Source organism: Nocardia sp. JMUB6875 (assembly GCF_041154655.1).
In the GTDB taxonomy this organism is placed as follows: domain Bacteria; phylum Actinomycetota; class Actinomycetes; order Mycobacteriales; family Mycobacteriaceae; genus Nocardia.
Genome location: NZ_BAAFGR010000073.1, coordinates 1 through 12,874 on the forward strand (window position 1 = coordinate 1; position 12,874 = coordinate 12,874).

At 67.1% G+C, this 12,874-nt stretch carries 11 protein-coding genes; 4 read left to right on the forward strand and 7 right to left on the reverse strand.

What is annotated here, in order from left to right; genetic code table 11:
- Window positions 1-800: 800 nt before the first annotated feature.
- The gene (locus ACAM49_RS19930; RefSeq protein ID WP_369637034.1) at window positions 801-1,262 is read left to right on the forward strand and encodes a toprim domain-containing protein; all 462 of its coding nucleotides are present in this window, start codon (window positions 801-803) and stop codon (window positions 1,260-1,262) included.
- A gap of 70 nt (window positions 1,263-1,332) precedes the next feature.
- Here ACAM49_RS19930 and ACAM49_RS19935 read toward each other — a convergent pair whose 3' ends face one another.
- Window positions 1,333-1,686 (reverse strand): hypothetical protein, encoded by a 354-nt coding sequence (locus tag ACAM49_RS19935; protein ID WP_369637035.1) that lies wholly within the window; start codon window positions 1,684-1,686, stop codon window positions 1,333-1,335.
- Complete coding sequence (locus ACAM49_RS19940) at window positions 1,679-1,963, reverse strand: hypothetical protein (RefSeq protein ID WP_369637036.1); 285 nt, start codon at window positions 1,961-1,963, stop codon at window positions 1,679-1,681. Before ACAM49_RS19940 ends, ACAM49_RS19935 begins: the two co-directional genes overlap by 8 nt.
- A gap of 327 nt (window positions 1,964-2,290) precedes the next feature.
- On the opposite strand from ACAM49_RS19940, the gene ACAM49_RS19945 reads away from it, so the two are divergent.
- Window positions 2,291-3,415, forward strand: coding sequence for an epoxide hydrolase family protein (locus ACAM49_RS19945; protein ID WP_369637037.1), 1,125 nt, complete (start codon window positions 2,291-2,293; stop codon window positions 3,413-3,415).
- 47 nt (window positions 3,416-3,462) lie between these two features.
- On the opposite strand, the gene ACAM49_RS19950 is transcribed toward ACAM49_RS19945, so the two are convergent.
- The 4 genes from ACAM49_RS19950 to metH all read right to left on the reverse strand — a co-directional run bounded on the left by ACAM49_RS19950 (window position 3,463) and on the right by metH (window position 10,004).
- On the reverse strand, window positions 3,463-3,831 hold the full coding sequence (locus ACAM49_RS19950) for an MmcQ/YjbR family DNA-binding protein (protein WP_369637038.1): 369 nt from the start codon (window positions 3,829-3,831) through the stop codon (window positions 3,463-3,465).
- 57 nt (window positions 3,832-3,888) lie between these two features.
- Window positions 3,889-4,563 (reverse strand): HAD family hydrolase, encoded by a 675-nt coding sequence (locus tag ACAM49_RS19955; RefSeq protein ID WP_369637039.1) that lies wholly within the window; start codon window positions 4,561-4,563, stop codon window positions 3,889-3,891.
- Between the two features lie 92 nt (window positions 4,564-4,655).
- Entirely contained in the window at window positions 4,656-6,347 is a 1,692-nt protein-coding gene (locus ACAM49_RS19960) for a serine/threonine-protein kinase (protein ID WP_369637040.1), read from the reverse strand.
- Window positions 6,348-6,425: 78 nt separating this feature from the next.
- Complete coding sequence (gene metH, locus ACAM49_RS19965) at window positions 6,426-10,004, reverse strand: methionine synthase (protein ID WP_369637041.1); 3,579 nt, start codon at window positions 10,002-10,004, stop codon at window positions 6,426-6,428.
- Between the two features lie 117 nt (window positions 10,005-10,121).
- On the opposite strand from metH, the gene ACAM49_RS19970 reads away from it, so the two are divergent.
- The gene (locus ACAM49_RS19970; RefSeq protein ID WP_040809088.1) at window positions 10,122-11,015 is read left to right on the forward strand and encodes a PAC2 family protein; all 894 of its coding nucleotides are present in this window, start codon (window positions 10,122-10,124) and stop codon (window positions 11,013-11,015) included.
- A gap of 122 nt (window positions 11,016-11,137) precedes the next feature.
- Here the strand turns inward: ACAM49_RS19970 and ACAM49_RS19975 are convergent, their stop codons facing one another.
- Complete coding sequence (locus ACAM49_RS19975) at window positions 11,138-11,443, reverse strand: hypothetical protein (RefSeq protein ID WP_369637042.1); 306 nt, start codon at window positions 11,441-11,443, stop codon at window positions 11,138-11,140.
- Between the two features lie 246 nt (window positions 11,444-11,689).
- Here ACAM49_RS19975 and ACAM49_RS19980 point away from each other — a divergent pair, with 246 nt between their 5' ends.
- Window positions 11,690-12,829: an XRE family transcriptional regulator gene (locus ACAM49_RS19980; RefSeq protein ID WP_369637043.1), complete on the forward strand. Its 1,140-nt coding sequence runs from the start codon at window positions 11,690-11,692 to the stop codon at window positions 12,827-12,829.
- The last annotated feature ends 45 nt before the right edge of the window (window positions 12,830-12,874 follow it).

Genomic DNA, 12,874 nt, shown 5'->3' on the forward strand with positions numbered 1-12,874 from the left:
CACCCCTCGCCCCCCGGCCAATCCACCGGATACTTCTCGCAATCCCCCCCGGGCACATGCCCGCCGGCGCCCTGCCCGTCGACCCAACCCCCACCCGCAACCATGCCGCCCATTCTTGCCGCCCGCCCCCGCGACACGCCCGAGATAACCCCCGATTGTGAATACTCACTTTTCCTGTGCCCCTCGAGTTTTGATGTGAGACCATCCGCCCGGTTTCATCCCGAAAAGTCGTACGCGCAGTTGTGCGCACATCTGCTCGACCGTTCTCTCACCTGCGTAACAACACGATTCAGGGGCTTTGACAGCCCGGCCCGGGCGGGTACAACCGGTAGTGAGAGGACCGGCGTATGGGCAGTCAGAGATCGTGGGAGACCATCAACCGGGCGCTGTATCGGGTGTCGGGGCCGGGGAAGCGCGGGACCGAGTGGACTACCTATTTGTGTCCGGTGCACGAGGCGGACGGGCGGCGGCATCGGCCGTCGCTGGGGGTGGTGTACAACCTGCAGCGGCAGAAGACGGTGATCCGGTGTTTTGCGGGGTGCTCCGACGAGGAGGTGTTGGAGCGGCTGGGGTTGGGGGTGCGGGATTTGTTCGATGGGCCGCCGCCACCGCGGGGATCGGTGACTCGGGAGACTGCTGAGCCAGGGCTGGCGGATCGGGCGATTTTGGCTGCGGGACTGCCGCTTTCAGTGCAGAAGCCGGATTTCGGACCACCGATCAGGCGGCCTCGCCGGGTAGCCGCGTATATCTACCGATGGCCTGACGGCAGCCCGGCCGGGTGCGTATTCCGGGTTCGGACGTTGCATCGGCAAGGCTACGTGAAGACCTTCTATCAGCAGCGGCGTACCGAAACCGGCTGGGAGTACGGCGGATTCGCGCATCTTCCGTTCCACCTACCGGAGGTGATCAAGGCGGTGCGGGAGGGCCGGGACATCTTCGTCTGCGAGGGCGAGGCCGACGTGCTCACGGCCACACATGCCGGCCTGACCGCCACCTGCAACGCGGGCGGCGCGAACGGCTGGCACTTGGATCACGCCGAATGGCTGCGCGGCGCACATCGGGTATGGATCGTCGCCGATCGGGATGCGCCCGGATACCGACACGCGGCCAAAGTCGCCGAATCACTCAATGATTCGGTCGACGAGTTGCGGGTGGTGCAGGCTCGGGACGGAAAGGATCTCTCCGATCACTGCAACGCGGGCCACCAGATCTCGGAGTTGGATTCGGTGCCTGTGCTCGACGAGCACTACCGCCGGATCTGAATCAGCACAGTATCGCTCAGACCGTCCGGCACAGGCCCGAGACGATCCGGCGATGCCCGGCACCGACCGCTCAGGCCGTGCGGCCGAGCTCAGTAGCGGTGTGGTCGAGTTCAGCCGCGGCACGGGACAGCTCAGCCGCGATGCGGGACAATTCCGCGACCGGACTGCCCTTGTGCGCGACCTGTACGAGATCACGTTCGATCAACGAACGCAGATAGGCCGACACGGACATGCCGAGGTTGACCGCCCGGTTTCCGGCGCGGCGATACATGTCATCGGTCATCTTCACCGACCGCGGCTTGAGCGCGCCGTCGGTGTCCTGGCCGACCACCACGGGCAACTCGACCGGTTCGTCAGTGAACACCAGCCGATCCAGTAGGTCGTCGACTTCTTCCGGAGTGGTGGGGTCGTTGATGTCACTCATCGGTGTCCTCCCATTTCTCGAACTCGTTGAGCCGGTCACCGCTCAATACCCGTCCCGCGACCAGATTCAGGTCGCTTCCAGCGATGCGCGCCAAGATTTCCACCGGCGTCCCGCTGGCAGTGCGCATCCACATGACAACGTACTGACTATCGGTCGAACGCAGCCACACGCGTTGCTGCCCGGCGAGCCAATCGAGGAGCGCGTCGACGACATCGTCGATATCGACCCCTGCAACGCCGAGCAGGTAGGCGAAGCGGTAGTGCCAATCAATAGCCACCTCTCGAGAATACCGGGTATTACCGCCGAGGTCAGGCCGATTTGCGAATCAGGATGAGACGCCGCGTTGGTAGCCGGGTGATCAACTCCATGTCATTGCGGAGCGTGCGCGGGTGACGTCGGGGCTGGCGGCGAGGTCAGTCCGGGGTCCAGTCGCGGCGGGATTGCAGCAGCGACAGCGGGCGCAGCGGCCGATCGGAGCTTCCAACATTCCCAGACGCTATCTGCCAATCGCGGAACGAACTCGTCCGCAATGGCTCCTACGTTGGGTTTCGAGCGCAAGATGAAGAGTCTCGGAAGAGATCTTCCTAGTGAACGGAACACCTTGATGAGCACCGAGATTCGCCCCTTCACCCTCGATATCCCCCAGTCCGAGCTGGATTATCTGCACGACCGCCTGGCCCGGGGCCGCTGGGCCGCCCAGCTGCCCGGCACCGGCTGGGAGCGCGGCATCCCCGAATCCAACCTGCGCGAGCTGGCCGACTATTGGCGTACCGAATTCGATTGGCGCGCACAGGAAGCCAAGCTGAATGCCTTCGGACAGTTCACGACCGAGATCGATGGTCAGCAGATTCACTTCCTGCATGTCCGCTCCGAGCATCCCGATGCGCAGCCGCTGCTCATCACCCACGGTTTCCCCAGCTCGATCGCTGAGTTCATGGGCCTGATCACCCTGCTGACCGATCCTGCCGAGGGCCAGGCCTTCCACGTGGTGGCCCCGTCGCTGCCCGGCTACACCCTCTCGACCCCGCTCAGCGCGACCGGGTGGACCATGGCCCGTACCGCCCGCGCCTGGATCGAACTCATGGCCCGCCTCGGCTACGACCGCTACGGCGTGCACGGCGGCGATGTCGGCGGCGGCGTCTCCGGCCTGGTCGCGGCGCTCGGCGGTGAGCATGTGACCGGAGTCCACGTGGTCACCGACCCGATGACCGCGGCGAATGTCGCCACCTTCCTGCCGGGTATGGCCGATCGGCTGGACGCCAATGATCCGATCGACAAGGTCATCCTCGACCGGATGGACGCCTTCCGCCGCGAAGGCTCCGGCTATCTCGCCATCCAGAACTCGCGTCCGCAGACCATCGGCTACGGCCTGGTCGACTCCCCGCTGCTCCAATTGGCCTGGATCGCCGAGAAGTTCGAGTCCTGGACCGACCTCCCCATCGATCGCGACCAGTTGCTCACCACGGTCAGCCTCTACTGGTTCACCGCCTCGGGCGGCTCGGCCGCCCACACCCTCTACGAGCAGGCCCACTCCACCGAATGGGGCGCTCCCCCGTCGGTCCCGCAGGGCTTCGCCGTCTTCGGCGCGGACGAAACGGTCCGCCGCGTCGTCCCCGCCCCGGCCGACGCCCACTGGACCGAATTCGAACGCGGCCTGCACTTCCCGGCCATGGAGGACCCGGCCAACCTGGCCGGTGACCTGCGCGCCTTCTTCGGCCCGCTGCGCTGACCCGAAAACCCGTACCGGCCCGGCGTTCTCGCCGGGCCGGTCGCGCGTCATTCCGAGGCGACGCGCCGATCCAGTTCCCCCACAAGCCGTTTCGTGGCCACGGTCCGGTAGGCGTCGTCGACGATCTCGCCGATTTCGTCCCAGTCCACCGCCACGTCCAGATACACCCCGAGCCAGCCCCGATGCCCCACGTAAGGCGGCCGGAAGAACTGGTCCGGCTCGGCGGCCACCAGTTCCTCCTGCACCCCGGCCGGTGCGGCGCACCAGAATCCGAGCCGGTCGTCGTGGTGGTGGTCGGCGAACATGACGAACATCTTCTTGCCGCCCGCGAACCAGCACGGCTCACCGTGACTGAGCTTCTCGGTCACCTCCGGCAGCCCGGCGCAGATGCCGCGCAGCCGCTCTTGAACATTCATATCCGCAGGTTAGACGACCTCGACCGTCCGGCCTTGGACGAATGGGAACGCGGCGGCTCAGGAGGCGGCGTGCGCGCGCAGCAGGTCTTCCAGATCCGCGACGGTGAGACCGACGAGGCTCTCCCGGAAGGTGCGGCCCGGCACGTCCGGCACCGGCACCTCGCACGGCACCACCAGCAGCGCACAGCCCGCCGCCTGCGCCGCGATCGAACCCGTCGGCGAATCCTCGATGGCCACAGCATTATTCGGGTCGACGCCGAGCAGTTCGGCCGCGCGCAGGTACAGGTCGGGGGCGGGCTTGCCGTGCGGCACTTCGTCGGCGCACACGGTGGCGCCGAAGAACTCGCGGCCGATGGTATCGAGCCCGAATTCCGTCAGCGAACGCTTGGTATTGGTCACCAGGGCCATCGGAATGCCCGCTGCCCGTACCATTTCCAGGGCCTCGCGCGCACCCGGCCGCCACGGCACCGGCCCGTGGAACAGCTCGGTCACCCGGGCCTCCATCCACTCCGAGCCGTGCGCGACAGTTTCGGGCGTGTGCTCGATGCCCAGGCCCTCGAACAGGATCCGGAACGCGTTGGGGCCCGAGGCCCCGATCAGCGCGTGCCGGACCTCCTCGGTCAGCTCGCGCCCGTACTCCCCCGCCAGCTCACGCAATGCCATGTCCCAGAGCTTCTCCGAGTCCAGCAGCGTTCCGTCCATATCCCACAACACCGCGTCCACACGCGCCACCGACCCGCACTCCCTCCGCATAACCCAGAACCGGCCCCACCCGATCGGGGTGGAGCCGGTTCAGACTATCGGGGCCGGAGCTGGCGGGCCGATCAGAGGCCCGAGGCGGCGATCACCTGACGGCCGCCCGAGGAATCCACCTGGATCCACCGGTTCTCGGTGCTGACCTGCCCGTTCTTCAGCACATAGGTGAGCGTTACGACCGCCCGGTTGTCACCGCTGGGAGTGATCGCGCCCACGCTGACCGACGAGATGCTGCCCCAGAACGAGGCGTAGCTGTTGTACCCGCCCGTGGAGGACTGGTACCCGGGCGAGAGCATCGCCCACGCGCCGCTCACATTGCCGGGCAGCATGCCGTAGTAGCTCTGGATGAACGAGGTCACCGAGGCGGGCGGAGGCGCCGGCGGCGTGGTCGTCGGTGCGGTGCTGCTCGGACGCGCCGACGATGACGGGGGCGCCGAGGATGACGGCGGCGGAGTCGTCGTGGTGGTCGGCGCGTGCGTCGCCCCACCCGCCTGGCCTTCGCGCGTGGACTGGTTGCCGCCCGCGGCGGGGCCGAGGTTCTCGGGCGCCGAGGTCTCGGGCGCGGTCGCCGGCGTCGTGATCGAGCTGCCGCCACCGGCCTGCGGAGCGTTGCCGCCACCGCCATTGCGGCTCACCGCGATCGCGATCACCGTGGCCACGATCAGCGCACCGACCACACCCACGGCGACGAGCGCCAGCTGTCGCGGATTCCGTTCCCCGCCACCGGTTTTCGCGCCACCACCGGCACCCGGCGGCGGTACCCGGGGCACGGTCCCGCGCGGGCCCTTGTTCATGTCGACATGCACGGTCGGGTCGGCCGCATTGCTCGGCGCACCGGTGCGCGAGGTGGACAGCACCGTGGTCTTGGCCGAACTGTCCACCGCCGCGGCCGCGGCCACCGGCGGCAGCACCTTGGTCGGCTGGATCGACGCGGCCGGGGCCCGCCCTTCCGCGACCGCGTGCAGTCGCTCCGCCGCCTGCGTCATGGTCGGCCGATCCTCCGCCTCGGCGGCCAGCAGATCCATCAGCACCGGCGCCAGTGCCGCCGCGTGTGCGGGCCGCGGCACCTGGGCGCGCGCCACCGAGTGCAGCACCGCGAGCGGGTTGTCACCCTCACCGAACGGCGGCTTACCCTCCACGGCCGCGTAAAGCGTTGAGCCCAAGGCGAATACGTCCGAGGCCGGTTCCGGGTTCTCCCCGCGCGCTACCTCGGGCGACAGGTAGGCGGGCGTGCCCGCCAGGAACCCGGTCGAGGTGACCGTGACGTCCCCGGTCGCCCGCGAGATGCCGAAGTCGGTGATCTTCACCGTCCCGTCGTCGGCCACCAGGATGTTGGCGGGCTTGACGTCGCGGTGCACGATCCCGGCCTTGTGGGCCGCGGCCAGCGCCTCGGCCACCTTGGCCCCGATCCGGGCCACCTCGACCGGTGCGAGCTTGCCCTTCTCCCGCATCAGCGCCGCCAGGCTCACGGCGTCCACGTATTCCATGACCAGCCAGGGCTGGCCGTCCTCCTCCGCCACGTCGAACACCGTGACGGCATTGGGGTGGTGCAGACGCGCCGCGATGCGCCCCTCACGCATCGCCCGCATCCTGGCCTCCACGGCCTGCGACCTGGTCAGCCCCGGTGTCAACAGCAACTGCTTGACCGCGACGGTGCGTCGCAGCCGCACATCGGTCGCGCGCCACACGACCCCCATCGCACCGGTGCCGATCGGATCCGTTAGTCGGTACCGCCCCGCAATCAGCCGGTCTGCGCTCATGTGGTTGTGCCCCTCCTGCAAGCTTTCGCGCCGAGCACCCTGCAACGCTGCGCGAAAGCCCGGAAACCTCTGGAAATATTAAGCGTTGAAGTACTTGGCTTCCGGATGCAAGAGGACGAACGCATCCGTCGACTGCTCCGGATGCAGCTGCAGCTCCTCCGACAGAATCACGCCGATTCGACCGGCGTCCAACAGTTCAACGAGTTTGGCCCGATCCTCCAAGTTCGGGCAGGCCCCATAGCCGAACGAGTACCGTGCGCCACGGTATCCGAGTTTGAAGTAATCCAGCACATCGGCGGGATCCTCGTCAGCGACCGAATGTCCTTCCAGTGTGAGCTCTTCCCGGATGCGACGGTGCCAAAACTCGGCGAGCGCCTCGGTGAGTTGCACGCCGATTCCGTGTACCTCGAGGTAGTCGCGGTAGTTGTTCTCGGCGAACAGCACATTCGCGAAGTCGGCGATCGGCTGACCCATGGTGACCAGCTGGAACGGCATCACATCCACCTGACCGGATTCGATCGCGTCCTTGCGCGAGCGAATGAAATCGGCGATGCAGAGGAACCGGTCGCGTTGCTGACGCGGGAATGTGAACCGGAAGCGTTCCGGCGCATCGGGTTTGGGCTCGGTGAGAACAATCACATCGTCGCCCTCGGAGACCGCCGGGAAATACCCGTAGACGACGGCGGCGTGCTGCAGCACACCCTCGGCGATCAGCCGGTCCAGCCAATACCGAAGGCGCGGACGGCCTTCGGTCTCCACCAGCTCCTCATAGGACGGCCCGTCACCGCCGCGCTGCCCGCGCAGACCCCACTGGCCCAGGAACAGCGCCCGCTCGTCGAGCAGCCCGGAGTACTCGTTCACCGCCAGGCCCTTGATGATTCGGGTGCCCCAGAACGGCGGGGTGGGCACCGGCAGGTCAGCGGCCACATCGGAGCGCTCGGGCACCTCGACGGGCACCTCCTTGGCCTTGCGCTCCTCGGCGATCCGCTTGGACCGCTCGTGGCGGGCCTTGCGCTCGGCGAGCTTCGCGGCCTCGGCCAGCGCCTCGGGCGAGTTCGGGTCCAGACCGCCGCCGCGCTTGCGGGTCATGATCTCGTCCATCAGGTTCAGGCCCTCGAACGCGTCGCGCGCGTAGTGCACATCGCCCTCGTAGACCTCGGTGAGATCGTTCTCGACATAGCCGCGGGTGAGCGCCGCACCGCCGAGGAGCACCGGGAACTGCGCGGCGACGCCGCGGCTGTTCATCTCCTCGAGGTTCTCCTTCATCACCACGGTGGACTTCACCAACAGCCCGGACATGCCGATGACATCGGCCTTCTTGTCGACCGCGGCGTCCAGGATCGCCGAAATCGGCTGCTTGATACCGAGATTCACGACCTCGTAGCCATTGTTGGACAGGATGATGTCGACCAGGTTCTTGCCGATGTCGTGCACGTCACCCTTGACCGTGGCCAGCACGATGCGGCCCTTGCCCGAGTCGTCGGTGGCCTCCATATGCGGTTCCAGGTGCGCCACAGCGGTTTTCATCACCTCGGCCGACTGCAGCACGAACGGCAGCTGCATCTGACCCGAACCGAACAGCTCACCAACGGTTTTCATGCCCGAGAGCAGCGTCTCGTTGATGATCTGCAGCGGCGGAACCTCTTTCATGGCCTCGTCGAGGTCGGCCTCGAGGCCGTTGCGCTCGCCGTCCACAATGCGCCGCGCCAGCCGCTCGAACAGCGGCAGCGCCGCCAGCTCCTCGGCGCGCGAGGCCTTGGACGAGGCCGTGGAGACGCCCTCGAACAGCGCCATCAACTTCTGCAGCGGGTCGTAGCCCTCGGTGCGTCGGTCGTACACCAGATCCAGCGCGGTCTCGCGCTGCTCCTCCGGAATCCGCGCCATGGGCAGGATCTTGGAGGCGTGCACGATCGCCGAATCCAGTCCGGCCTGGACGCATTCGTGCATGAACACCGAGTTGAGCACCTGCCGGGCGGCCGGGTTCAGACCGAAGGAGATGTTCGAAAGACCCAGCGTGGTCTGCACATTGGGGTGCCGCTTCTTGAGTTCGCGGATGGCCTCGATGGTTTCGATGCCGTCGCGTCGCGACTCCTCCTGGCCGGTGCCCAGGGTGAAGGTCAGCGTGTCGATGATGATGTCGGACTCTTCCAGACCCCAGTTGGTCGTGATGTCCTCGATCAGCCGCTCGGCGATGGCGACCTTGTGCTCGGCGGTGCGCGCCTGGCCCTCTTCGTCGATGGTCAAAGCGACCACGGCCGCACCGTGTTCGGCGACCAGCGCCATGGTCTGCTGGAACCGCGAATCGGGCCCGTCGCCGTCCTCGTAGTTCACCGAGTTGATGGCGCACCGGCCACCCAGATGCTCCAAACCAGCCTTGAGCACCGGGGTTTCGGTGGAGTCCAGCATGATCGGCAGCGTGGACGCCGTGGCCAGCCGCGAGGCCAGTTCGGCCATGTCGGCGGTGCCGTCGCGGCCCACGTAGTCCACGCACAGGTCCAGCATGTGGGCGCCGTCGCGGGTCTGATCCTTGGCGATATCCAGGCACTTCTGCCAGTCGCCGGCCAGCATGGCCTCGCGGAAGGCCTTGGAGCCGTTGGCATTCGTGCGCTCGCCGATCATCAGGATCGAGGCGTCCTGCTCGAAAGGCACCGAGGAGTAGATGGACGAGACGCTCGGCTCGTGCACGGGATTGCGCTTGGCCTGCTCGACCTCGCGCACCGCCTCGGCCACCTGCCGGATGTGCTCGGGCGTGGTGCCGCAGCAGCCACCCACCAGCGAGAGCCCGAACTCGGACACGAACTGGCTCATCGCGACCGCGAGTTCCTCAGCGGTGAGCGGGTATTCGGCACCCTTGGCGCCCAGGATCGGCAGACCGGCGTTCGGCATCACCGACACCGGCAGCTGCGCGTGCTTGGACAGATGCCGCAGGTGCTCGCTCATCTCGTCCGGCCCGGTGGCGCAGTTGAGCCCGATCATGTCGATGCCCAGCTTCTCCAGCGCGGTCAGCGCCGCCCCGATCTCGGAACCGACCAGCATGGTGCCGGTGGTCTCCATGGTCACGTGCGTGATGATCGGAATCCGGCGACCGGCCTGCGCCATGGCCCGGTGGCTACCGGTGACCGCGGCCTTGACCTGCAGCAGGTCCTGGCAGGTCTCGACCAGGATCGCGTCCGCGCCGCCATCGAGCATGCCGAGCGCGGCCTCGGTGTAGGCATCGCGCAGCGCCTCATACGGCGCGTGACCCAGGGTGGGCAGCTTGGTGCCCGGGCCCATGGAGCCCAGCACATAGCGGGGAGTCCCGTCCGCGGACTTGCCCATCTCGTCGGCGACCTCGCGCGCGAGGCGGGTGCCGCGCTCGGACAGATCCCGGATCCGATCCGCGATGTCGTAGTCGGCCAGGTTGGGCAGGTTGCAGCCGAAGGTATTGGTCTCGACTGCGTCGGCACCGGCCTCGAAGTAGGCGCGGTGAATGTGGCGCAGCACGTCGGGCCGCGTTTCGTTGAGGATCTCGTTGCAACCTTCCAGGCCCCGGAAATCGTCGAGCGTGAGATCCGCGGCCTGCAGCATCGTGCCCATGGCACCGTCCCCGATCACGACACGCCGCCTGAGCGTGTCCAAAAGGGTGGTGTCGAATTCGGCGCGGCTGCGTACAGACATGAACTCAAGAGTAGTGGGAAGGACGGACAATCCCCGCGTCGGTGTGGCGTGCTACTCCCGAGTCGGACATTGCGCGTCGCATGCACACCAGTTCGAGCTACACCGTAGGCTGACCGGGTGAACGCCAGTGAATCCCCGGTGCCACCCGAATCGGACCTGCCTACGCTGCGGGATCCGGTGCTCGTGGCCGCCTTCGAAGGCTGGAACGATGCCGCCGACGCCGCCAGTGGCGCGGTCGAGCATCTGGAACTGATCTGGGACGCGCAGCCGCTGGCCGAGCTCGATTCCGAGGACTACTACGACTATCAGGTCAACCGGCCCACGGTGCGCCAGGTTGACGGGGTGACCCGCGAGATCCAGTGGCCCTCGGCCATGCTGTCGGTGTGCTCGCCCCCGGGTAGTGAGCGTGATGTGGTGCTGCTGCGCGGGGTCGAGCCCAATATGCGGTGGCGCAGCTTCTGCAACGACATCCTCGAATTCGTCGAGCAGCTCGGGGTGACGACGGTGGTGATCCTCGGCGCTTTACTGGCCGACACCCCGCACACCCGCCCGGTTCCGGTCACCGGCACCGCGTACAGCAAGGAAGCCGCGGAGCGCTTCAACCTGGAGCAGACCCGCTACGAGGGACCGACCGGTATTACCGGAGTGCTGCAGGACGCGTGCGTGCGCGCGGGTGTCCCGGCCATCTCCTTCTGGGCCGCGGTGCCGCACTATGTCTCCCAGCCGCCCAACCCGAAGGCGATCATCGCGCTGCTGCACCGGGTCGAGGATGTCCTCGATGTCGAGGTGCCGCTGGGCGGGCTGCCCGAGCAGGCCGAGGAGTGGGAGGGCGCGGTCAACGAGATGACCGCCGGCGATGAGGAGATCGCCGAGTATGTCCGTTCGCTCGAGGAGCGCGGCGACGCCGAGGTCGACATCAACGACGCCATGGCCAAGATCGACGGCGATGCCATCGCCGCCGAGTTCGAGAAGTACCTGCGCCGTCGCGGTCGCGGGGGTTTCGGCCTCTAGCCGCACCGACCGGTCCGCAGAAGGTAAGCCCGCTTCGGGGTAAATGTCCCCAATTGTCCGAAAACCATTGCCGCACCCGCGTTCTCGACGCGGGTGCGGCGGTGTCTTCGGAGCGGAACGGGCTAGTGCTCGACGGTCCAGACCTGAGCGGACGCCTCGTGCGCCAGCTTGGCGATCAGAATGTCACGCGGAATCGTCTGGCCCGCAAGATGATCGAGCGACGGCACCACCACGTGGTGGGCATCGGCACGCTTGAGCTCGGCGGTCAGCTCCGCGAACGCGGTGCCGTCGCCGGGGGTCGATTCATGGAACGTGGCGGCGAAGCAGAGACCGGCCGACTGGGCGAGGCCGCACATGGCGTCCTCCAGCTCATCGCTGCGGCCATCGGTCAAGTCGTCACGCACGTACCCATAGATCAACGCTTCCACCCGAACCTCCGTTGGATTGGGGATCGCTGTCATGAAGTGTGCCCTGTGGAACAGCTTGGCGTAATCACGAATGCAATTGCAGATGTCAACCCACTGACATCCAGATGCCCTATCCGGGTCCATCCGGCGTTAACTGGTGAGATACTACAGAGCGTGTCCGCCGGTGACGATCGACCTGTCTGGGCTGTCCGAATGCGTGCCGAACGCGATGCTCGGGGGTGGTCACAAGCCGACGCGGTAAGAGCCATGCGCGCCAAGTCGAGTCACAATCTGCCAACCGACAGCACACTTCTGCGCAACTGGCGGCGCTGGGAGTCCGGAGAATCCCGACCGGACGATTTCTACGCCCCGATCATCGCCGCGGCCTTCGACACGGTGACGGCGGCGTTCTTCCCCAAGGCCCGGCCCAATCGCGATGACGAGATGCTCTCGGCCACCGGCATGGACACGCTGGAATTCATTGGGCGCCTACGGATGTCCGATGTGTCGGCTTCCACGCTGGACGCCATCCGGATCACCGCGGATCGGCTGTGCTCGGAGTATCCGTGCGCGGATCCGCACGAGCTGCACACCGAAGGGACGGCCTGGCTGCGCCGTATCACCTCACTCCTGGACGGTCGACTGACTCTGGCGCAGCACCGGGAGGTGCTGGTTTTGGCCGGATGGGTTGCCCTACTGGTCGGTTGCGTTGATTACGACCTGGGCTGGCGCACCGCCGCCGAGGCCACCCGCCGCGCGGCCCTGTCGCTGGGCCAGGAGGCCGAGCACGCCGAAATCATCGGCTGGGGAGCCGAAATGGCCGCTTGGTTCTCTTTGACCCAGGCGAACTACAAGGGCGCGATCGAGGCCGCCGAGGCCGCACACGCCACCACCAGCCGCCTGGGCGTCGGCGTCCAGCTGGCCGCGCAGCGTGCCAAGGCGTGGGCCCGGCTGGGCGATCGGCGCGAGGTGGAAGCGGCGTTGGCGCAGGGCCGTTCGATTCTGGACACCATCGAGCATCCGTCCAATCTGGACAATCATTTCGTGGTCGATCCGCAGAAGTTCGACTTCTACGCCATGGACTGCTGCCGGGTAGCCGGGGACGACCGGCGGGCGGAAGACTTTGCCCGCCAGGTGATCCTGACCTCGACCCGGCCCGACGGCAGCATCCGCAAACCCATGCGGGTTTCCGAGGCGCACCTGACCCTGGCGGTGGTCGCGGTGCGCGATCGCAATCTGGAGCTCGCCCTGGACGAGGGTCTGCTGGCCTTCGCGGGCAAGCGCCGCTCGCTGCCGTCGCTCATGTGGATCGCGGGTGAGACCGCGCGGGAGATGATCGAGCGCTTCCCGGGCGATCCGCGCACCCGCACCTATCTCGAGCAGCTGCGGGCGCTCGCGGCGGGCTGACTCTCCCCCGCTGCCAACCGAACCGGTTCCGGCGCCGCCGACCGG

Bases quoted from the DNA above. Each gene is read 5' to 3' on its own strand.
- ACAM49_RS19935 (WP_369637035.1), bottom strand. From the start codon at position 1,686: ATGAGTGACATCAACGACCCCACCACTCCGGAAGAAGTCGACGACCTA.
- ACAM49_RS19945 (WP_369637037.1), top strand. From the start codon at position 2,291: ATGAGCACCGAGATTCGCCCCTTCACCCTCGATATCCCCCAGTCCGAG.
- ACAM49_RS19950 (WP_369637038.1), bottom strand. From the start codon at position 3,831: ATGAATGTTCAAGAGCGGCTGCGCGGCATCTGCGCCGGGCTGCCGGAG.
- ACAM49_RS19960 (WP_369637040.1), bottom strand. From the start codon at position 6,347: ATGAGCGCAGACCGGCTGATTGCGGGGCGGTACCGACTAACGGATCCG.
- metH (WP_369637041.1), bottom strand. From the start codon at position 10,004: ATGTCTGTACGCAGCCGCGCCGAATTCGACACCACCCTTTTGGACACG.
- ACAM49_RS19980 (WP_369637043.1), top strand. From the start codon at position 11,690: ATGCGCGCCAAGTCGAGTCACAATCTGCCAACCGACAGCACACTTCTG.